Origin of the sequence: Vibrio sp. dhg, assembly GCF_003443775.1 — a bacterium.
GTDB classification, from domain to species: Bacteria; Pseudomonadota; Gammaproteobacteria; order Enterobacterales; family Vibrionaceae; genus Vibrio; species Vibrio natriegens.
The window spans coordinates 1214472-1235212 of the sequence record NZ_CP028943.1; the positions used below are offsets into that span (position 1 = coordinate 1214472).

Here is a 20741-nt window from a genome sequence, read left to right on the forward strand (position 1 = left end):
ATTTACCAGTCCAAGAATTAATAAAGCCTGCACATAATGCAGGCTTTTTCATTACATTGAGTGGTTAGGCGCTTTGTAAAAGTGACTTTCAACCAATCGTTGAGTAATTGGGTGCTCAGGGTGGGTAAGAACCTGTTGAGTATCACCACATTCCACCACTTCGCCTTCATGCATGACCATGACTTTATCCGTAATGTGTTTGACGATACCAATGTGCTGCGACACATAAACGAAAGACAAGCCCATCTCTTCTTGTAGTTCTAAGAATAAATTCAGAATCTGCGAGCGCATAGCCATATCGAGACCGTTTAACGCTTCATCCGCCACAATAATCGAAGGTTGAAGTATCAAAGCGCGAGCCAGACAGACGCGTTGTTTTTGTCCGGCGGCCAGCATTTGCGGATAAAAGTAGGCATGTTCAGGTAGTAAGCCAACGCGGCGAAGTGTGTCTTTTACACGTTTCATTCGCGCATCCGGCGGCATGTTGGTATTTCGTTTTAACGGACCTTCTAATATGCGACCAATTTGAATTCGTGGGTTTAGCGAGGTATTCGGATCCTGAAAAATCATACGAATCAGCTTGCATCGCGTCGCATAATCTTTATGTTCCAAACGTTCACCATTTACGCGAATCTCGCCAGAGCTTGGCGCTACAACACCAGCCAGCATACGAGCCAGAGTGGACTTTCCTGAACCGTTCTGCCCAATAAAGCCGATAGTTTGCCCTGGTTCAAGGGTGAAACTGACCGGTTTTACCGCGACATTCGTCTGACGTTTAAAAAACCGTGAGCGCGTGACAAATTGCTTCGATAAATTATCGACTTCAAGTAGCGCACTCATGACTTTTTCTCCGTGTTCAGTGGAAAGTGACAGTTAAATTTATGATTTTTGATTCGTCGGGTATGCGGAATTTCAACACACTGTTTTTGCGCATAAGGACAACGAGGACCTAATCGACAACCGATTGGCAAATGCTGCAAAGGTGGAATCGAGCCAGGCAGAGACTGGAGTTTCTGCTTGTGTGGAACCCAGTCATTAAAGTCTGGCATCGCCTTTAGCAGAGCATCTGTATAAGGGTGCTTGGGTGCTGCAATTATCTTACGTGTGTCAGCAGACTCAACAGACTGACCACAATACATCACGGTAATGCGGTTCGCCCACTGTGTGATAGTGGTTAGGTCGTGGCCGATAAGTAAAATCGTGGTGTTGTTGAGCTGATTCATCCGGCTCAACAGACGCAAGATCTGCGACTGAGTGATTGGGTCAAGGTCATTGGTCGGTTCGTCTGCGATCAGCAATTTAGGCTTAGTGGCAATCGCCATGGCAATCATGATTTTTTGACACTCACCGTCAGTGAGCTCGTAAGGGTAGCTGCCCATTATCCGCTTGTGATCTTTGATACCAACTTTATGGAGTAGGGCAATGGCTTGTTTTTTACGCCACTTAAATCGCTCCCACCATTTACCATCAAAAGATCGAGAAGGGATCGATTCAATCAGTTGGCGGCCGACTTCCTCTGAAGGATCCAGACAGGTCGAAGGCTCCTGAAAAATCATCGCAATATCCCGTGCAATAACCTTCCGTCGCTCTTTAGGAGTAAGTTGCAGGAGATCGATATTTCCCAAGCGCATTCGGTCTGCGGTGATTCGCCAGGTATCTTTGCTAACGCCAACAATGGCTTTAGCAACCAGACTTTTTCCTGAGCCGGATTCACCTACTAAGCCGCGAATTTCACCTTCGTTTAACGTTAGGCTCATTCTGTCTACAGCTCGTACCATTCCCTGAGGTGTTTCAATTTCAATGGTCAAATGACGAATGTCTAATAACGGCATTATTCGATCCCCGCATTAAGCGATCGGCGTACCCCTTCACCTACTAAGTTTAGGGTAATGACAGTAAACATGATAGTGAGGCCTGGCAGGGTTACCGTCCACGGTGCGATGTAAATAAGTTCGACTGAATCGCCCAAAATAGCGCCCCATTCAGTACTTGGTGCCTGTGCTCCCAAACCCAGAAAGCCCAACGCGGTGATATCTAAAATCGCAGTAGAAAGCGCGAGCGTGAACTCTGCCGCGATAACGGTAAGCACGTTTGGCAGTATCGAGCTCCAAAGTAGATAGAAATCATTTGCACCATCCAGACGTGCCGCCATGATGTAGTCTTTTTCTACCTCGGTGTGGACCGCGATGTAAACCGAGCGAATAAAACGCGGAATGAGCGCCAAACAAATCGCCAGCAAGATATTGAACTCGCCGAACCCCAGAAATGCCACAAAAATGATCGCTAATAGTAGCGAGGGAATGGACATTACTGTGTCGAGCAGGTGGTTCAAGGTACTGGACAGCAGACCTTTAGTCATGCCGGCCAATACACCAATCAGGCAACCGATGATGGCTGCCGTGACGGTTATACCCACTGCTGCACCAAACGTGAGCTGAGACCCGATGATAAGACGTGACAGAATATCGCGTCCCAAGTCGTCCGTTCCCAAGAAGTAATCGACAGAACCTGATGGTGACCAAGAAGGCGGCACAAGTAGCTCGCCAGATTGAGCCTGAGGGTCAAAAGGGGCGATTAACGGCGCAAATAGGGTGATTAATACAATGAAAGTGAGACACCATAAGCCAAACATTGCCAAACCGTTAGCGCGGTAGCTGCGCCAGAATCGTTCGAACTGAGTTGGAATGTGTTCTTCCTGATAAACGTTATTTGTTAGCATACCATTCCTTTCTCACCAGAGGGTTAATCATGGCACCAATCAAATCCGAAAGGATATTGGCGGTCAGAACCAGGGTTGCAAGCACCATAACGCCTGCCTGAATAGAGGCATAGTCTTGGTTTGCCAGCGCATCTAATAGCCAGCGGCCAATACCTGGCCAGTTGAAAACAGACTCGGTAATGATCGCAAGGGTGATCATGCTCGATAGTTGAACGCCGACTTTTGGGACGATTGGCGGAATCGCGTTGCGCAGTACGTGCTGTGTGATGATCTCTCGGTTGGAAAGACCTTTAATTCGAGCGGCACGAATGTAATTTTGACTCATTACTTCGGCAACCGACGAACGCATTAAACCAATAACTTGGGTCGTTGGCGCGAGTGCTAGTACCAAACAAGGCAGCACCATATGTTCAATAACACTTTGCAATGCATGGGCACGATACTCGCCCTTTGCCATAAAAGCATCGACGATGGCAAAGCCAGTAATATGATCGATTTCATACAGCAGGTCATAGCGGCCAGCCACCGGGAAAAATTGATACTCGAGTGAAAACACCATGATAAGTAGCAACGCCACCCAAAAAATTGGCGCGGAATACCCGGACATGGCTAAAAACGAGATACTGGTATCTAACACTTTTCCCTGTTTCATCCCCGCCAGAGTTCCTAATGGAATCCCAATAAACAGCGAAACCAGAAAAGCAAAAAAGCACAGCTCTAACGTTGCCGGGAACACGATGGCTAATTCATCGAAAATGGCATTGCCACTCTTGCTGTAGCCGAAATCAAGCTGTGACAGGTTAACAAGATAACTTTGCCAACCCGACCAAAACTCAACTTGTGCCCAATGCGATAGAGGATCGAGACGCAGCAGAGAGAAGCCCACCAAAGTGAGGATCATCAATGTGATGAAAAATAGGTTAAAGCGTCGAATGGTATACAAAAACATCAGTGAACTCTCTCAACTCTATCAAATGGTTGTGCATTGAAAGGGCTTGATTTGAAGCCTGTCAGCGATTTGTCGTGAACACGGAATTGCACACCATGCGCTAGTGGAATAACAGGGAATTGCTCATTCAATATGTTTTGCGCCTGACGGTAGAGGTTCAAACGGTATCGTGGTTCCTGCGTCTCTATCGCTAAATCCAGTAGGAAATCGAAATCATCGTTACACCACATCGAAACGTTCAGGCCAACTCGGTCAGACTCACATGACAATAACGGTCGGAAGAAGTTATCTGGGTCACCCGTATCACCTATCCACCCCGTAAGCAGCAAATCAAGGTTGTCCAGATTATCCAAATCGACACGTTCAAACCTATCATCTGTCAACAAGGTTAAATCCACACCAATATCGGCAAAGTTAGCTTGTATCAACTCTGCCGTTTTACGAGGACTTGGGTTGAACGCGCGCGGCTCCAGAGGAACCCACATGGTGAGCGCTAAGCCTTCTTGATAGCCAGCCTCACGAAGAAGCGCGAGAGCGTAGTTTCTGTCGTAGCGTATTTTGACACTGTCTTTTTGATAAGCCCATGAGTTTGGCGGGAGCAAGGTGTAGGCCTGAGTCCCTGTTCCGTAATAAACGGAATCCAATATGTTTTGTCGGTTAATCGCAAGGTTAAGCGCTTGACGAACTCGAGGATCAGTCAGTGCAGGGTTGCCAGTATTAATGGCGATGAAAGAGACGTTGTTCGCTGGTGTCGCTTTCAATTCCAGATTTTCATTTTCCTGAATGACTGGTATCTGGCTTGAAATTGGCGAAGACAACACATCGCATTCATTTCTTAGTAATTTTGCCAGTGTGCCGGTTCCACGATGCGAAATATCAAAAACCACCTGTTCCATTTTCGCTGGAGAGTTCCAGTATTGAGCATGACGTTCTAAGCGAATTAAATCATTCACCTGGAACTCTTTTAGCTGGAATGGGCCTGTACCAATGGGAAATTGATCAATCTGCTCTTTATGATCTTTAGCCGCGAGTTGTTGTCCGTACTCAGCCGATAGCAATACTGCGTGGCTGGTGGCAATGTTGGCCAGAAAAGAGAAGTTTGGCTTTGAAAGCTTAAACATGACGGTGTCATTGTCGATAGCAATGACATCTTGCAGCAAGTTCTTGAAGTCCAGACCGGCAAACCATGGATACAAACCACCGCCCACTTGATGGAAAGGGTGGTTGTCATCAATGATTCGTTTGAAGCTAAACACGACGTCTTGCGAGTTCAGTGCTCGGCTGGGTGTAAACCAAGATGTCGACTGAAATTGAACACCGTGCTTGAGCTTAAACGTGTATTCAGTCCCATCTGCATTTACTGACCAGCTTTGTGCAATATTGGCAACCGGCTTATGGGATGTAGGATCGAGCGTAAGCAACGTATCATACAACTGAGGGCTCAATGCTTCAGCAGTAATACCACTATCAACCAATTGTGGGTTAAATGTTGTTGGCTTACCTTGCCCACAAAACACAAATCCTGTTTGGCGAATATCATTGTGGTCGATCTCATCGCCACAGGCGGTGAGTAAGCTAATCCCGATAAGGCTCAGCGATAATCTTATAAAAGCATTCATAATATGAAATGTTCATTGGATCTTGCTTGTTTCATCGAAGTTAATCATCTGGCGTTACAAGCGAAAATGATCCCGCTAATTTAACACCTTTGTGAACTCGCTCCAAATACAAAATCTTTTGCTCGCAGTGTGTTAGATAAAAAGACCTAGTCTAATTATCACTGTAGACCTAAATTGTTACGCATGTTTAGGTCTCGTTTCTGTTTGTGATAGCAAATATTGAGTTCAACCCGGCATCAACTTTGCCCGACTAACCCATATTTGCGAACCATTCCACGTAATTGATGGTAACTTAGCCCGAGCAATTCTGCAGCCTGACGCTGATTGAACTTAGCTTCTTCCAGCGCACGGTTGAGCAAGCTAATATCTTGCTCTTCTTGCCACTGTTTGTAATCGAGCGGGAAATGAACTTGAGTGCTTTGTTCGGTCACATCTTTTTCTTCTTCTTGCTCATTCGAGTGACCCAAAGCGTTGTCCCAGACGGTTGCGAAAGGATTGAATATCAACTGATCAATTGGATCGGCGTTTAAGCCATGTTGATAGATCGCGCGCTCAATGACGTTTTTCAGCTCCCGAACGTTCCCTGGCCAAGGGTAGTCAAGTAACGAGCGTTCTGCTTCTGCGGTGAAACCAACGAAATATTCAAGCTGAAGTTCGCGGCACATCTTAATGGCGTAGTATTCCGCCAAAGAAAGAATGTCTTCTTTTCTCTCACGGAGAGGAGGAAGCATGATGACATCAAAAGCAAGCCGGTCGAGCAGATCGGCACGGAAATCACCTTGTTCAGCAAGTTTGGGTAAGTCGGCATTGGTCGCACAGACTAATCGCACGTCGGCATTCAAAGCAGTGTGCCCGCCAACGCGTTCATATTCACCATATTCGATTACGCGCAGCAACTTTTCTTGCACTAACAGTGGCGCAGTCGCCAGTTCATCAAGGAAAAGGGTACCGCCTTCCGCTCGCTCAAAACGACCTTTATGTTTGCCTTTTGACCCAGTGAACGAGCCAGATTCATGGCCAAACAATTCAGAATCAATCAAACCTTCGCTCAATGTGGCACAATTTAATGACAGAAGTGGCTTGTCCCAACGTCTTGATAAATAATGCAAACGCTGTGCAATAAGCTCTTTACCGGTACCGCGCTCACCAATAATGAGTACCGGACGTTCAATTGGCGCAAGTTGTGATACTTTATCTAATACAGCGAGAAAAGCGGGCGATTCACCAATCAGGTTTTGCTTCATAGATTCCTTCTTACTTAGCTGCCTAGGTGTGAATTCAATAGGGAATTGGTGAAATTCACCAACAGTTGGTGAAAAACATCATAGCATAATGGTGCATAACAACAACAAAATGAATAACCTATTGATTTTATGGTGGAATTTAAGTTGGCACGTAACTTGTTATGTATTTAGGTAGACACAAGGTAAATCACCACCTTGTCGGGTTTTAATAGGAAAAAAGAGGAGTTCCGTCATGGGTATTTTTTCTCGTTTTGCAGATATCGTTAACTCAAACATCAGTGCATTGTTGGACAAGGCGGAAGATCCTGAAAAAATGATCCGTCTCATCATTCAAGAAATGGAAGACACACTTGTCGAAGTGCGTACCAACTCAGCGAAAGCGATTGCAGACAAAAAAGAGCTGGCTCGTAAAGTTGAGGCTATCGAAGATCAGATCAACGAATGGGGCAAAAAAGCCAGCCTTGCGTTGGTAAAAGAGCGTGAAGATTTAGCGCGTGCTGCTCTTATAGAGAAGCAAAAGCTTGAACAGTTAATCAAAGGTCTTCATACAGAACAAACTTTGGTTGAAGAGACCATTGATAAGTTAACTGGTGAAATTGGTAAGCTGGAAAACAAAATTGCGGAAACACGAGCGAAACAGCAAGCTCTGGCAATCCGTAATCAAACAGCAACTAATCGTCGTGATGTGCAAAAACATCTTCACACTAGCCGTACCAATGAAGCGATGGCTAAGTTTGAACAATACTCACGTAAAGTCGATGAGTTGGAAGCAGAAGCTGACCTATATTCAAGCACTGGCCAGTCAAAATCGTTAGAGCAGGAGTTTGCAGAGCTTCAGGCGCAAGATGAAATTGAAAAAGAGTTGGCAAAACTGAAAGAACAGATGTCATCACAAGATAAATAAAAGAGGAGCCATTTATGACGACATTTTTTATAACAGGACCAGTCATTGTCTTTTTGATCTTTGTCGCTCCACTTTGGCTCTTCTTACACTATCGCAGTAAACGTAAAACGGATAGTGCACTGTCGAGCCAGGATCTGGAGCGCCTTCAGGTACTATCCGAAAAAGCAGAATCGATGCAGGCTCGGGTAGATACACTTGAACGCATTCTAGACGCAGAGTCGCCAACGTGGAGACGTAAGTATGAGTAGTCGAGAGCTTTATCGTGACCCAGCAAATGGCAAGCTTGCTGGTGTGTGTGCCGGATTTGCTAACTACTTTGGTGTGGAAGTCTGGTTGATTCGTATCTTGGTTATTTCTGCAGGTTTGCTCGGCGGTACGTTTTTGGTGCTTCTCGCCTATGTCGCTTTGGCGTTTATGTTGGAAAAGCAGCCAATGACTTATTCAGAAAATATCAAGGCCCAGCAGGATCATACTCTAAAGAGTAAGCCATGGCAGAAGGGCCAAAGTCCGGAGCAGTTCTTGAGTGTGCTTGAGCGCGATTTTAACCGCATTGATGGCAAAATTCGCAATATGGAAGCGTATGTCACTTCCGATACATTCAGAGTCAACAGAGAGTTCAACAAGCTCTGAGGATTATGCAACTAGGATTTTATTTTAAAGAGCAGGCCCCAAGCCTGCTTTTTGCTCACAAATTCCTCATTTAAATCAATATTATCTCCGCCTCACATGGCAGCTTGAGCATTGTTCATCTAACTTAAATGTAGTCTCTATATTCGTTGGATGAATATGATGAAAAAGCTGCTCATTCCAATAGCCGTTACGGCTGCTTTGTCGGGATGTGGTAAAGAACTACCACCCGTTCCCGAACCTGAATCTCGACCCGCTAAACTTTTTACGGTCTCTGTTGGTAACTCACAGTTTGATCGTCATTTCCCTGCTACGACTGACTCTGGCGATAAAGCCGTATTAGCCTTTCGTGTTCCCGGGCTACTTCAGTCGATTGACGTTCACGAAGGTCAACTCGTCAGTAAAGGTGATGTGTTGGCAACACTCAACCCCGACGAATACACGCTTCTGGAACAACAAGCGAGAGCAAATTTTGCGCTCGCGGACGTGCAATACCAACGTTATAAAAAGCTTCGTGTCGATCAGGTTGTGTCAGAACAGGACTTTGATGAAGCGAAAGCCAATCACAATTCTGCCAAAGCTCAGTGGGATCAGGCGAAAGCGAATTTGAGTTACACCAAACTCGTTGCTCCTTATGATGGCACGATCTCATACCTTCCTGCGGAAAACCATGAATACGTTGCCGCCAAAGAAGGCGTGATGAATATCCAAACCAATCAATTGATGAAGGTGATATTCCAGCTTCCTAGCCACTTGCTCAATCGTTATGCTCCTGGAGTTAACGTCACAGCAAAAATGGAATTTGATGCCTTTCCAGAACGGTCATTCGATTTAACTTTTCAGGAGATCGATACCGAAGCTGACCCTAAAACGGGCAGTTACAAAGTCACTATGGTAATGGAGCGTCCTGAAGGCGTTGGGATCTTACCAGGGATGTCCGGTAACGTGCTTGTTACTTCACTGAACTCTGGCGTTACAACCATTCCCAATTCAGCTCTGTTTGAAGAGTCAGGACAAAGCTACGTCTGGCGTGTAGATGAGCAAGGTATTGTGACCAAAGCCGCGATCACAATGAATGACAAAAATCAGGTTCTAGAAGGTCTGGATGATGGTGATGTGATCGTGATTTCTGGCGTCAACGTGATAGAGCCGGGTATCAAAGTCAGAGCCTGGGTTAAGGAAAGAGGGTTGTAATATGAAAAGAATTATAGCCTTAGCTGTCTTATGCCTGCCGTTCTTCATCTCGGGTTGCGGTGATAAAGGGCCTGAAAAAGAGGTGGAAATCCCCCGAGTAAGAGTCGTTTCTTTAGAGGGGAGTAAGGTCGACGATAATCTGTACTTTCCTGCGGTGGCCAATGCGGCTGATCGTTCGCATCTCAGTTTTAGAGTTGCGGGAGAAATTAGCAGTATCAGGGTCAAAGAGGGCGATAAGGTGAAAAAAGATGACGTTATTGCCACGTTAGACCCGACGGATTATCAATTGGATGTGGACAATGCTTCTGCCCGGTTTTCTGTAGTGGATAGTCAATACCGCCGCTCTCGTCCTCTTGTCGATAAAGGCTTACTGGCTAAATCGCAGTTTGATGAAATTGCTGCTCAGCGCCAAATCGCTCTGGCAGAGCTGAAACTAGCTCAACTACGTTTGTCATTTACGACTTTAAAAGCACCAGTGGATGGCATCATCTCCAGGGTTAATGTTGATCAGTTCGAAAATATTCAAGTTGGCCAATATATCGTGAATATACACAGCTTGGATCGTTTTGAAGTTCTTATTCAATTTCCGGATCGTTTGTACGTCAAAGAGCCTCCTACCGATGAAAGGCTCACCTCCATTCAGGGGGTTGTGCGTGTTCCAAGCGGTAATGAATACATAGGAACTGTCAAAGAGTTTACCACTGAGCCCGATCCAGCAACCGGCACGTTCACGGTTACCCTCTCACTACCGATGCCAAAAGACGAATACATCCTCGATGGAATGGCGGTTGAAGTCACGTCAAAAGATGAAAAGGTCGGGTTGAATTTGAATGTTGGGATCAACGTACCAATCGAAGCGATTTTCAACGCGGATGGCGACGACCTGAGCCGTGAAAACAAATTCGTTTGGGTACTTAACGACGATAATACCGTTTCTCGCCAACAGATACGCACGGGTAAAGCTTCAAAGACATCGATACAAGTGCTTGACGGGCTTGAATTACACGACAAGGTTGTCGTCGCTGGGGTGTCAAGACTCAGAGAAGGTATGCAAGTAGAAGTGGTTGAGCAGGAGGCTGGTTTATGAATGAGAAAAATAAAGTGCCTCAAACGGACGAAGACGTAACGGGTATCGCGGCTTACTTTATTAAAAACCGTGTTATCAGTTGGATGGTGTCACTGATTTTCTTGATCGGTGGGGTCGCCGCATTTTTTGGATTAGGACGTCTGGAAGATCCTGCTTTCACCATCAAAGACGCCATGGTCGTCACCTCGTATCCGGGAGCGACGCCTCAACAAGTGGAAGAAGAGGTCACGTACCCACTTGAAAAAGCCATTCAGCAATTGACGTACGTCGATGAGGTGAATTCTATTTCGAGTCGTGGGCTGTCTCAAATTACCGTAACGATGAAAAACAATTACGGCCCGGATGACTTACCTCAAATTTGGGATGAATTAAGGCGAAAAGTTAATGACTTGAAAGGCACGTTGCCGCCTGGTGTGAATGATCCTCAGGTGATTGATGACTTTGGCGATGTCTACGGCATTTTGCTCGCAGTGACCGGAGATGGTTATAGCTACAAAGAACTGCTGGATTACGTTGATTACCTGAGACGGGAACTCGAACTTGTAGACGGTGTGAGTAAAGTATCTGTGTCTGGCACACAGCAAGAACAGGTCTTTATTGAAATCTCGATGAAGAAATTGAGCAGTTTGGGTTTGTCTCCCGATACCGTATTCGGCCTCCTCTCAACTCAAAACGTAATCTCCGATGCTGGTGCGATCAGAATTGGTTATGAATATATTCGAATCCAACCAACCGGGCAGTTTCAGAATGTCGACGAGCTGGGTGATTTATTGCTGACCGAAGTGGGTGCTCAGGGACTGATTTTCCTTAAAGATGTCGCTGACATTAAACGCGGCTACATTGAGGTTCCAACCAATATCGTCAACTTCAATGGCAGCTTGGCGCTGAATGTCGGTGTTTCGTTTGCACAAGGGGTCAATGTTGTTGAAGTCGGAAAAGTGTTTGATCGCCGACTTGCTGAATTGAAGTATCAACAACCCGTCGGAATCGAGATCTCAGAAATTTATAGTCAACCGAAGGAAGTGGATAAATCGGTAAGTGGCTTTGTTGTGAGTCTCGCACAAGCGATTGGGATAGTGATCGTCGTATTGCTGTTCTTTATGGGGCTTCGTTCTGGCTTACTTATCGGTTTGATCTTACTGCTAACCGTCCTTGGTACATTCATCTTCATGAAGTACCTGGCCATCGATCTACAACGTATTTCTTTAGGGGCGTTGGTCATCGCTTTGGGGATGCTGGTGGATAATGCCATCGTCGTTGTGGAAGGGATATTAATAGGTACGCAAAAGGGAAGAACGCGCTTACAAGCAGCGACCGATATCGTTACCCAGACTAAGTGGCCTTTGCTTGGCGCGACTATCATTGCGGTCACCGCTTTTGCGCCGATTGGGCTTTCGCAGGACTCCACAGGTGAGTACTGCGGTACCTTGTTTACTGTGCTTCTCATCTCTTTGATGCTCAGTTGGTTTACCGCGATTTCATTGACGCCATTTTTTGCCGACATTTTCTTCAAAGGCCAGAAAATAAATCAAACGGAAGGCGAAGATAGCGACCCGTATAATGGTATTGTTTTTGTTACCTACAAGACGTTTCTCGAGTTTTGCATGCGTCGTGCATGGTTCACTGTCGTGGTGTTAATTGTTGGGCTCGCGGCCAGTGTGTACGGATTTATGTTTGTAAAACAGTCCTTCTTCCCATCTTCAACAACACCGATTTTTCAGTTGGATGTTTGGTTACCTGAGGGGACGGATATTAGAGCAACCAATGATAAGCTGAACGAACTTGAACATTGGTTAGCGCAACAAGAACATGTTGAGCATATTACGACGACGGCAGGGAAAGGCTTGCAGCGCTTCATGTTGACGTATGCACCAGAGAAAAGTTATGCCGCGTATGGTGAAATCACCACACGAATGGAGAACTATGAAGCGCTTGAGCCCTTGATGGCGCGTTTCCGAGAGCATCTAAAAGCCAATTACCCTGAAATTAACTATAAACTTAAACAAATTGAGTTAGGCCCGGGTGGTGGTGCGAAAATTGAAGCGCGACTTATCGGTTCTGACCCAACGGTGCTTCGCACGCTCGCCGCTCAGGTAATGGATATTATGTACGCTGACCCTGCCGCGACGAATATTCGACATGATTGGCGAGAACGTACTCAAGTTTTGGAGCCTCAGTTTAACGAGAGCCAGGCTCGCCGTTACGGCATCACCAAATCAGATGTCGATGATTATCTTTCCATGTCGTTTTCGGGTATGAAGATTGGTCTTTATCGTGATGGTACGACGTTGATGCCAATCGTGGCTCGATTGCCTGAAGATGAACGGATCGATATTCGTAACATCGAAGGAATGAAAATTTGGAGTCCGGCAAAAACTGAATTTATCCCGCTGCAACAAGTGACAATGGGATACGATATGCGTTGGGAAGATCCAATCGTTGTGCGTAAAAATCGTAAACGTATGCTCACGGTAATGGCTGACCCTGATATATTGGGTGAAGAAACGGCTTCAACATTGCAAAAGCGTCTACAACCTCAAATCGAAGCGATTGAGATGCCGCCGGGATACTCTATCGAGTGGGGTGGTGAATACGAGTCATCAGGTGATGCTCAGGCGTCGTTGTTTACGACAATGCCAATGGGTTACTTGTTCATGTTCCTTATTACCGTATTCCTGTTCAACTCGGTTAAAGAACCTTTGATTGTGTGGCTGACTGTTCCACTGGCTCTGATTGGTGTTACCACAGGACTTTTGGCTCTCAATACGCCATTTGGTTTTATGGCTTTACTGGGCTTCTTAAGTTTGTCGGGGATGGTACTGAAAAACGGCATCGTTTTGCTTGATCAAATTGAGATTGAAATGAAGTCAGGTAAAGATGCCTATGATGCGGTTGTCGACGCCGCAGTGAGTCGTGTCCGTCCTGTATGTATGGCGGCAATCACCACGATTTTAGGCATGATTCCGCTTTTACCCGATATTTTCTTCAAGCCAATGGCTGTGACGATTATGTTCGGTTTGGGTTTTGCGACGGTATTAACTTTGATTGTTGTCCCAGTCCTGTATCGTCTATTCCACAGAGTCGCCGTACCGAAATAGAATGAGTATAAATCGATAACGCCTCTGGCTAGCGAGTCAGGGGCGTTCTTATAAGGATGCATAATGACAGAAAATAACAGTTGCGCCTGGGCGATGAACCACCCGCTGGAACGTGAGTATCATGATGCTGAGTGGGGAATACCCGTTTATGACGATAAAGTACTGTTTGAATTTATTACCCTTGAAGGTGCACAAGCGGGGCTAAGCTGGATAACCATACTAAAGAAAAGAGAAGGCTACAGAGAAGCATTTGAACACTACGATTTAGATGCGTTGGAGCAGCATGGTGAAGAGCGAGCTGAATATATCGTAGACAATTATGATGTCGTCAAACATCGCGGCAAGATCAATTCAGTGTTCAGTAACGCAAAAGCCGCTAAGGCGTTGATTGAAGAGTATGGAAGTTTGTCAGAGGCTTTGTGGCAGTTTGTCGACCATAATCCTGTGATCAATCAATGGCAGGATATGAGCGAAGTGCCCGCGTCTACCGAGCAATCAAAAGCGATGAGTAAATTCCTTAAGAAAAAAGGTTTTAAATTTGTCGGAGAAACCATCTGTTATGCGTTTATGCAAGCGGTCGGGATGGTAGATGACCATATCGTCGGATGTCCGTGTAAAACGGTGCAGAACTGACTAAACCAAACTATAAGAAAATGCCCTCGAGTTGAGGGCATTTTTGTGGATATCGATTCCTAAAGTGAAACTTCTTCCTCTAGAATCAGGGCATTGTATCTTGCCAAACCTGCTTCCAGATCGGCGATCAAGTCTTCGACGTCTTCCAAACCAATGTGAAGACGGATTAACGTCCCTTCAAAATGTGGGTGCGAGACTGTGCGTAAGCTGTTAAAGCTCTTTGGCTCATTAGCTAGAATCAAGCTCTCGTAACCACCCCAGGAGTAGCCCATACTGAAGTGCTTCATCCCGTCAAGCAAGGCTGTTGTTGCTTTAGGGCATGATGTTTTGAGTACGAATGAGAACAGACCATTACCGCCAGTAAAATCGCGTTTGAAAAATTCATGGCCAGGCGAGGTTTCCAGTGCAGGATGCAGTACTCGCTCCACTTCAGGGCGAGTTTCTAACCATTTAGCCACTTTCAAGCTGCTTTCTGCGTGCTGGCGAAGACGAACATCTAGAGTGCGTAGACCGCGGAGGCCCAGGTACACATCGTCAGGAGAAACACACTGTCCCATCAAGTAGCTTTGTTCTCTCAATTGTGGCCAATATTTCTCTGAAGCGACTGCCGTGCCCAGCATAACGTCTGAGTGACCGACGATGTATTTCGTCGCAGCCTGCACTGAAATATCAACCCCATGGTCAAACGGAGAGAAGTTAATACCAGCGCCCCAAGTGTTATCGAGTACCACAACGATGTCGTGCTCATGGGCGATACGAGCAAGGGTCGGAACATCTTGTACTTCCATGGTAATTGAACCCGGAGATTCCAGGAAAAGTACTTTGGTATTTGGTTGAATTAAATCACGAATGTTCTCGCCGATCATTGGGTCGTAGTAGGTTGTCTCAATCCCCATTTTTTTCATGATGACGTTACAGAAATCACGAGTCGGTTCGTAACACGTGTCAACCATAAGAATGTGGTCACCAGTCTCAACTAGAGATAGGATTGTGTTTGAAATAGCCGCTGTTCCACAAGGGTAGAGGGCACATCCCGCACCGCCTTCAATTTCAACCATTGCGTCCTGAAACGCGAAATGTGTGTTAGTACCGCGACGTCCGTAAAACAGCGTTTTGTTTGCGCGGTTAATTGCTGCTTGGTTTTTCTCTGCAACACTGTCAAATACGATGGTTGAAGCACGTTGAACTGGTGGGTTAACAACACCGTTTGTCCACTTTTTATCGCGGCCTGCGGTAATCAGCTTGGTCTTTTTACCCTCTGACATATAAATTCCCTGTTTAAATAAAACGATTTTGATTATTTAAAACATGGACTACGGGTTGTTTGCAAGGGAAAACTCTATTATCGAGCCATAACCACTTGGAACACCTAATAGCCTAAGGGAATACTCAGTGAGTGTGATGAGGGTTATCTCACTTATTTGGGGGGACAGGAGTCCGATAAAACAATCCCGCGCCAAACCGTTTGGTGCGGGATTGAAGTCGCTCTTAACTCCAGAGTGCTTTAAAGCAGAGGGTTAAACAGATAGAAAACACGCTCCAAGAAGCGAGAGAAAAGGCTCCGTTTATCCCACACCTTTTTTTCCACCGGATAGGACTGTTTGATGTAACTGTCTTGCAGAGATGACATCTCTTTGGTGAAGTCTTCATCATCGACTGCCAGCGTTACCTCAAAGTTCAGCCACAAGCTACGCATGTCCATGTTTACGGTGCCGACTAAACAAAATTGGTCGTCAATAACGACAGATTTTGTATGCAGCAACCCGCCATAAAACTCATAAATTTTTACACCCGCGGCAAGAAGCTCACTATAGAAGGCGCGAGAAGCCCACTGAACCATGACCGAGTCATTCTTATGAGGGATGATAAGTTCTACCTCAATGCCTCGTTGCGCGGTCATCTTCAGTGTCTCAAGCAAATCGGTGTTAGGCACGAAATACGGAGTCGTGATTCTCACCGAACGATTGGCTTGGTTAATGGCTAACGTTAACACCTGATAAATAAGATACTCCGGCATGCCCGGACCTGACGGTACCACTTGTATCGGATGCTGGTACTGATAACTATCGATTTTGCATTCCGGTCGCTTAGGAAGTTGACGCTCGCCGGTTTCGACCTCCCAGTCCCAGCAGTGAATGGCGCTTAGCACATTAACCGTTGGGCCAGTAATCCGCACCATAATGTCAATCCAATGACCGACACCACTGCTTTGCTTAAAGTAAGCCGGATCGACGAGGTTCATTGAGCCGGTGTAAGCGATCTCGTCATCAATAACAATGATCTTTCTGTGTTGGCGAAGATCTAAACGGCGCAAGAAAATACGCCACATTTTCACTTCCAAGGCTTGTATCACTTCAATGCCCGCATCTTTCATCATCCGGTACCACGGGCTTCTGAAAAAGCGTGGGCTGCCGGCAGAATCCAGTAACAGTTTTACATTGACTCCACGTTTGGATGCTCGGATAAGCGCTGAGGCGACGGAATCGGCTAGACCTCCGGGGTGCCAAATGTAGAACACCATCCGAATACTGGTTTGTGCATTTTCGATATCTTCGATAATCGAGTGCAAAATTTCGTCTGGCTTCTGCTGCAATGAGAGTGTGTTACCACTGAGAGCGGGTAGCCCGAGACGGTTATTACACAGTTCATCAATGCGATAGATATGACGCCCCATCGTTTCAGGCATGTGCGCGTGGCAATCATTAAGTTGGCTGAACCATTCTGCAAAGGGGGCGAACATCTCTTTCGCGCGCTCAGCTCGCTTTCTGCCTAAATTAAGTTCACCAAACAGGAAATAACACGCGACACCAAGAACCGGAAGAATATAAATGATCATCAGCCACGCTAACGAAACACTTACGGCACGGCGTTTTAAAACTACCCGAATGGTGACACCAGCGACCAATAACCAATACAGTCCAATGCCAGCAAGAGTAAGAAAATGATAAAACTTATCCATATACGCTCAAATTTATACGCCCATTTACGATATTAGGCATAAAAGTGTGTTGGGGAAACTGCTTTCTTATTAAGAGTTAGAGTGATTTTATATGAGGGATTAAGTTCATAACAGGGGAATCTGTTATTCATGTTTGAAAACCAAGGTTAATCTTTAATCAGTGAATAAAAAAGCAGCATATAACATGCGTGATGCAGCAATTGTGCGATAAATATACTTGTTGAGGCTTTTAATTTTAATGGGGAACTGGTTTACTGACCGCATAGAGCGTCTAACATTATTTTCATAAGTGTATAACTTAATATAAACACACATTTTTGACGCCTATCTCAATGCAAACACAACACATTTAATTTTGGAGAAAAAGCGTGGCTACAACTAATACAGCACCACGTGATACGTGGGGGTCTAAATTAGGCTTCGTTATGGCCGCAGCGGGTTCAGCTGTGGGCTTGGGTAATATATGGAAATTTCCTTACACGGCGGGAGAGGGTGGCGGTGGCGCATTTGTTGCCATTTACCTAATCTTCGTCATCTTTATTGGCTTCAGCGTAATGCTGACCGAATTTGCCGTTGGTCGAAAAACAGGTCGAGCTGCTGTTGGTGCATTTAAATCAACCGATCGCCGCTGGACGTTTACAGGCGTAATGGGCGTACTGAGTGGCCTGCTGATCATGGGTTTCTACCCTGTTGTTGGCGGCTGGGCTCTGGCTTACATCTTTAAGGTGGGCTCGGGCTTGCTGAGTACTCCTGACGCTATCGGTGATAGCTTTGGTGCTTTCATCTCTGACCCTATCCAGCCTCTGATTTGGATGGCGCTTTACCTGTTCATGAATATCTTCATTGTTATGAAAGGTATTTCTGGCGGTATCGAGAAAGCAGGTAAAGTTCTGATGCCACTGCTATTCCTTATTTTGATCGTCGTATCAATAAAAGGTCTGATGCTACCAGGTGCAATGGCAGGCGTTGAGTTCTTGTTCATGCCAGACTTCTCTGAAGTCAACAGCAGTGTGGTACTTGCTGCGCTCGGGCAGGCGTTCTTCTCACTAAGTTTGGGTATGGGTTGTATGATTACTTACGGCTCTTACCTGAAGAAGAAAGAAAACGTGGTTCAAACCACTGGCATGATTACAGCAATGGATACAGGCGTCGCAATTCTTGCGGGTATTGCAATGTTCCCGGCGATGTTTGCTTTTGGTATTGAGCCAGCAGCAGGCCCAGGTCTGGTGTTTGTTGTTGTTCCACAACTGTTCGCTGAAATGGGCGGTCTAATCGGCTTCCTGTTTGCGATTATGTTCTTTGTTGGTCTGACTGCGGCTGCATTAACGTCTTCGGTTTCACTGCTTGAAGTGGTGGTTTCTTACCTAATCGACGAAAAAGGTATGAAGCGTTCAAAAGCGGTGCTTTCAGCAAGCTCGGTAATGGCAATATTGTGTGTATTCGCTTCTTTGTCACTGGGCGGAATGGGTCCAACACTGTTTGGTACTGGTGCATTCGATATCTTCGACCTACTGACTGACAAAATCTTCATGGCTGTTGGTGGTATGTTGCTGTGTATCTTTGCTGGCTGGAGACTCAAGCGTGATGAGCTTGAGAAAGAAATCACGAATGATGGTGAAGTATCTTTCCCACTATTTGGGCTATGGTACAACCTAGTGAAGTACGTTATCCCAGTCGCGATTGCAATTGTTGCTTTCATGGGCATCAAATCAGGATTTGACAGTGGTAAAGGTGAAATCATGGTACTCGGTATCGTGACTATCGGCCTGGCAGCTATCTTCTCGAAGAAGCTGTAAACCGTCACATCTTTAAAAAGGGAGCCAGGTCGGCTCCCTTTTTTATTCCAGTTACTGATTCCTGCTTACTTGATAGTTCAAGGGCAGCTTACACACGTTAACTTTTAGAGCGTAAGCTAGGGGTAGGGAAAGCTGAATGGGCAGTTTAAGCTCGCCTAATCAATCAGAATCGGTATACTTCTGGCTCCAAACGTGGAGCTAGGTTTTTATGTTCGATATTCTACATACCCATCCAGATTTTCTGATCATCAACAAGCATCCCAACGTCTCTGTTCATAAAGACGATGGTGACACTATGCTGCTGCAAGAAGTGGCGAAGCAGAGTGGGGATGAGCAGCTCTATCTCATCCATCGGTTGGATAAAATGACGTCGGGTATTCTGCTTCTCGGACGCAACGCCAAAGCCGCCAGCGTCTTGTCTCAAGCCTTTGCTGATCGACAAGTGGAAAAATTCTATCTGGCGATTGGCTCGAAAAAGCCGAAAAAGAAACAAGGTTTGGTGATTGGCGATATGGAACGTTCACGCCGTTCATCATGGAAACTGGTAAACAGCAAACATAATCCTGCGATAACACAGTTTTTCTCCCTTGCTGCAGAACCCGGTGAGCGCCTATTTTTGTGTAAGCCACACACTGGTAAAACGCACCAAATCCGCGTGGCATTAAAATCGGTTGGCTCAGGTATTGTTGGCGATCCAATTTATAATGCGGGTAACGAAGCTGATCGCGGTTATCTGCATGCCTTCTCCCTTTGCTTCCAATATCAAGATGAGCAATATCGCTTTGTCTGCGATCCGAGAGATTATGAAGCCCTTGGCAGCAAATGGCACAGTGGAATTGTCTCTCAAGGCTTGGATAGCTGGCTTTCCCCATGGGAACTGAACTGGCCTACGATCAAATAACCGTCACAAAGAAATTAATAAGAGAATTCGATGCAAGCATCACAACTTTCGCTGTTTTTTCAGCATCTGGAAACCGAGCTCGCGCAAGCTCCGAATGAAATTCGTCGACTGTTTCACGGCCGTGGCCGTCGTTTTGAAGGTCTAGAGCAAATCACTTGCGACTGGTTACAAGGTCAGTTGATCATTAACTTATTCAAAGAAGTCGACGACGCGTTTCTCGCTGAATTGAAAAGTGGCCTCAATGCGTTAGCTGAATCAGAACTGTGGGTGAGCAAACAAGGCCGTACAATGGTACTTCAGCACCGTTATGCCGATGGCGCACCTTCAGAAGTGCTTGTTGGTGAGTTAGATGCTCGCCCCGTCGTTGAAGAAAGCGGTTTGAAATACCAGTTGGATATTGGCCGCAACCAAAACTTTGGTCTGTTTTTGGACATGCGTTACGGTCGCGATTGGGTACGAGAAAATGCCAAGCATAAAAACGTGCTTAACTTGTTTGCTTATACCTGTGGCTTTTCTGTCGCTGCCATTGCGGGTGGTGCAGACAAAGTCGTAAACGTAGACATGGCGAAAGCGTCGCTGTCTAAAGGGCGCGAGAACCATAAGCTGAATGGTCACAACACAAATCAAGTCAGCTTTATGGGGCATGACATCTTTAAGTCGTGGGGCAAAATTAAGAAATCTGGCCCGTACGATATGATCATCATTGACCCACCTTCATTCCAGAAAGGCAGCTTTGCACTGACCAAAGACTACAAAAAGATTCTGCGTCGATTGCCTGATTTGTTGGCAGAAGGCGGTCAAGTGATGGCGTGTGTGAACTCACCATCAGTGACCAGTGATTTCTTGATTGAAAGCATGCAAGAAGAAGCGCCACAACTGACGTTCCGCGAGCGTCTGGATAACCCGCCAGAGTTTACGGACGTGGACAGCGAAGCGGCATTGAAAGTGTTGCTGTTCAGCTAAAAAACTCTCTGTCGCAATAGAAGAAAAATTAAACAAAAAGCGCCGCGA

18 protein-coding genes are annotated in these 20741 nt (G+C 45.9%); 10 read left to right on the top strand and 8 right to left on the bottom strand.

What is annotated here, in order from left to right:
* Window positions 1-51 precede the first annotated feature (51 nt).
* The 6 genes from DBX26_RS05675 to pspF form a co-directional block, all read right to left on the bottom strand.
* Window positions 52-840, bottom strand: coding sequence for an ABC transporter ATP-binding protein (locus tag DBX26_RS05675; protein WP_014231513.1), 789 nt, complete (start codon window positions 838-840; stop codon window positions 52-54).
* Window positions 837-1832, bottom strand: coding sequence for an oligopeptide/dipeptide ABC transporter ATP-binding protein (locus DBX26_RS05680; protein WP_014231514.1), 996 nt, complete (start codon window positions 1830-1832; stop codon window positions 837-839). The genes DBX26_RS05675 and DBX26_RS05680 overlap by 4 nt, the downstream gene beginning before the upstream one ends.
* Window positions 1832-2719, bottom strand: coding sequence for an ABC transporter permease subunit (locus DBX26_RS05685; protein ID WP_014231515.1), 888 nt, complete (start codon window positions 2717-2719; stop codon window positions 1832-1834). The genes DBX26_RS05680 and DBX26_RS05685 overlap by 1 nt, the downstream gene beginning before the upstream one ends.
* Window positions 2706-3668 carry an ABC transporter permease subunit gene (locus DBX26_RS05690; RefSeq protein ID WP_065296661.1) on the bottom strand — a complete coding sequence of 321 codons (963 nt, stop codon included), beginning with the start codon at window positions 3666-3668 and terminating at the stop codon, window positions 2706-2708. Before DBX26_RS05690 ends, DBX26_RS05685 begins: the two co-directional genes overlap by 14 nt.
* Window positions 3668-5287, bottom strand: coding sequence for an ABC transporter substrate-binding protein (locus DBX26_RS05695; RefSeq protein WP_014231517.1), 1620 nt, complete (start codon window positions 5285-5287; stop codon window positions 3668-3670). Before DBX26_RS05695 ends, DBX26_RS05690 begins: the two co-directional genes overlap by 1 nt.
* A 236-nt stretch (window positions 5288-5523) precedes the next feature.
* The gene (gene pspF, locus DBX26_RS05700) at window positions 5524-6531 is read right to left on the bottom strand and encodes a phage shock protein operon transcriptional activator (RefSeq protein ID WP_118118195.1); all 1008 of its coding nucleotides are present in this window, start codon (window positions 6529-6531) and stop codon (window positions 5524-5526) included.
* A 232-nt stretch (window positions 6532-6763) separates the two neighbouring features.
* Here pspF and pspA point away from each other — a divergent pair, with 232 nt between their 5' ends.
* The 7 genes from pspA to DBX26_RS05735 all read left to right on the top strand — a co-directional run bounded on the left by pspA (window position 6764) and on the right by DBX26_RS05735 (window position 14074).
* The gene (gene pspA, locus DBX26_RS05705) at window positions 6764-7435 is read left to right on the top strand and encodes a phage shock protein PspA (RefSeq protein WP_020332966.1); all 672 of its coding nucleotides are present in this window, start codon (window positions 6764-6766) and stop codon (window positions 7433-7435) included.
* Between the two features lie 14 nt (window positions 7436-7449).
* A complete protein-coding gene (pspB, locus tag DBX26_RS05710; RefSeq protein ID WP_014231520.1) occupies window positions 7450-7683 on the top strand; it encodes an envelope stress response membrane protein PspB in 234 nt (77 codons plus the stop codon).
* Entirely contained in the window at window positions 7676-8065 is a 390-nt protein-coding gene (gene pspC / locus DBX26_RS05715) for an envelope stress response membrane protein PspC (RefSeq protein ID WP_020332968.1), read from the top strand. Before pspB ends, pspC begins: the two co-directional genes overlap by 8 nt.
* A gap of 159 nt (window positions 8066-8224) precedes the next feature.
* Window positions 8225-9256 (top strand): efflux RND transporter periplasmic adaptor subunit, encoded by a 1032-nt coding sequence (locus DBX26_RS05720; protein ID WP_118118197.1) that lies wholly within the window; start codon window positions 8225-8227, stop codon window positions 9254-9256.
* Window position 9257: 1 nt separating this feature from the next.
* Window positions 9258-10343 carry an efflux RND transporter periplasmic adaptor subunit gene (locus DBX26_RS05725; RefSeq protein ID WP_118118200.1) on the top strand — a complete coding sequence of 362 codons (1086 nt, stop codon included), beginning with the start codon at window positions 9258-9260 and terminating at the stop codon, window positions 10341-10343.
* A complete protein-coding gene (gene vmeI, locus DBX26_RS05730; protein ID WP_118118201.1) occupies window positions 10340-13441 on the top strand; it encodes an efflux RND transporter permease subunit VmeI in 3102 nt (1033 codons plus the stop codon). Before DBX26_RS05725 ends, vmeI begins: the two co-directional genes overlap by 4 nt.
* Before the next feature lie 63 nt (window positions 13442-13504).
* On the top strand, window positions 13505-14074 hold the full coding sequence (locus DBX26_RS05735) for a DNA-3-methyladenine glycosylase I (protein ID WP_118118203.1): 570 nt from the start codon (window positions 13505-13507) through the stop codon (window positions 14072-14074).
* Between the two features lie 59 nt (window positions 14075-14133).
* Here DBX26_RS05735 and DBX26_RS05740 read toward each other — a convergent pair whose 3' ends face one another.
* On the bottom strand, window positions 14134-15339 hold the full coding sequence (locus tag DBX26_RS05740) for a cystathionine beta-lyase (protein ID WP_118118204.1): 1206 nt from the start codon (window positions 15337-15339) through the stop codon (window positions 14134-14136).
* 239 nt (window positions 15340-15578) lie between these two features.
* Window positions 15579-17033 carry a cardiolipin synthase gene (gene cls / locus DBX26_RS05745; RefSeq protein WP_014231527.1) on the bottom strand — a complete coding sequence of 485 codons (1455 nt, stop codon included), beginning with the start codon at window positions 17031-17033 and terminating at the stop codon, window positions 15579-15581.
* Between the two features lie 425 nt (window positions 17034-17458).
* Between cls and DBX26_RS05750 the strand changes: the two genes are divergently transcribed.
* The 3 genes from DBX26_RS05750 (at window position 17459) to DBX26_RS05760 (ending at window position 20693) form a co-directional block, all read left to right on the top strand.
* Window positions 17459-18829, top strand: coding sequence for a sodium-dependent transporter (locus DBX26_RS05750; protein ID WP_217906122.1), 1371 nt, complete (start codon window positions 17459-17461; stop codon window positions 18827-18829).
* Window positions 18830-19037: 208 nt separating this feature from the next.
* Entirely contained in the window at window positions 19038-19730 is a 693-nt protein-coding gene (locus tag DBX26_RS05755) for a TIGR01621 family pseudouridine synthase (RefSeq protein WP_118118206.1), read from the top strand.
* A 30-nt stretch (window positions 19731-19760) separates the two neighbouring features.
* Window positions 19761-20693: a class I SAM-dependent methyltransferase gene (locus DBX26_RS05760; RefSeq protein ID WP_118118208.1), complete on the top strand. Its 933-nt coding sequence runs from the start codon at window positions 19761-19763 to the stop codon at window positions 20691-20693.
* Window positions 20694-20741: the final 48 nt, after the last annotated feature.

What these genes read in the sequence shown, in the direction of transcription:
- pspA (WP_020332966.1), top strand. Translation starts at nt 6,764, where the DNA reads ATGGGTATTTTTTCTCGTTTTGCAGATATCGTTAACTCAAACATCAGT.
- DBX26_RS05695 (WP_014231517.1), bottom strand. Translation starts at nt 5,287, where the DNA reads ATGAATGCTTTTATAAGATTATCGCTGAGCCTTATCGGGATTAGCTTA.
- DBX26_RS05720 (WP_118118197.1), top strand. Translation starts at nt 8,225, where the DNA reads ATGAAAAAGCTGCTCATTCCAATAGCCGTTACGGCTGCTTTGTCGGGA.
- DBX26_RS05740 (WP_118118204.1), bottom strand. Translation starts at nt 15,339, where the DNA reads ATGTCAGAGGGTAAAAAGACCAAGCTGATTACCGCAGGCCGCGATAAA.
- DBX26_RS05725 (WP_118118200.1), top strand. Translation starts at nt 9,258, where the DNA reads ATGAAAAGAATTATAGCCTTAGCTGTCTTATGCCTGCCGTTCTTCATC.
- DBX26_RS05680 (WP_014231514.1), bottom strand. Translation starts at nt 1,832, where the DNA reads ATGCCGTTATTAGACATTCGTCATTTGACCATTGAAATTGAAACACCT.
- DBX26_RS05760 (WP_118118208.1), top strand. Translation starts at nt 19,761, where the DNA reads ATGCAAGCATCACAACTTTCGCTGTTTTTTCAGCATCTGGAAACCGAG.
- pspB (WP_014231520.1), top strand. Translation starts at nt 7,450, where the DNA reads ATGACGACATTTTTTATAACAGGACCAGTCATTGTCTTTTTGATCTTT.
- vmeI (WP_118118201.1), top strand. Translation starts at nt 10,340, where the DNA reads ATGAATGAGAAAAATAAAGTGCCTCAAACGGACGAAGACGTAACGGGT.
- DBX26_RS05675 (WP_014231513.1), bottom strand. Translation starts at nt 840, where the DNA reads ATGAGTGCGCTACTTGAAGTCGATAATTTATCGAAGCAATTTGTCACG.
- pspC (WP_020332968.1), top strand. Translation starts at nt 7,676, where the DNA reads ATGAGTAGTCGAGAGCTTTATCGTGACCCAGCAAATGGCAAGCTTGCT.
- cls (WP_014231527.1), bottom strand. Translation starts at nt 17,033, where the DNA reads ATGGATAAGTTTTATCATTTTCTTACTCTTGCTGGCATTGGACTGTAT.
- DBX26_RS05750 (WP_217906122.1), top strand. Translation starts at nt 17,459, where the DNA reads ATGGCCGCAGCGGGTTCAGCTGTGGGCTTGGGTAATATATGGAAATTT.
- pspF (WP_118118195.1), bottom strand. Translation starts at nt 6,531, where the DNA reads ATGAAGCAAAACCTGATTGGTGAATCGCCCGCTTTTCTCGCTGTATTA.
- DBX26_RS05690 (WP_065296661.1), bottom strand. Translation starts at nt 3,668, where the DNA reads ATGTTTTTGTATACCATTCGACGCTTTAACCTATTTTTCATCACATTG.
- DBX26_RS05735 (WP_118118203.1), top strand. Translation starts at nt 13,505, where the DNA reads ATGACAGAAAATAACAGTTGCGCCTGGGCGATGAACCACCCGCTGGAA.
- DBX26_RS05755 (WP_118118206.1), top strand. Translation starts at nt 19,038, where the DNA reads ATGTTCGATATTCTACATACCCATCCAGATTTTCTGATCATCAACAAG.
- DBX26_RS05685 (WP_014231515.1), bottom strand. Translation starts at nt 2,719, where the DNA reads ATGCTAACAAATAACGTTTATCAGGAAGAACACATTCCAACTCAGTTC.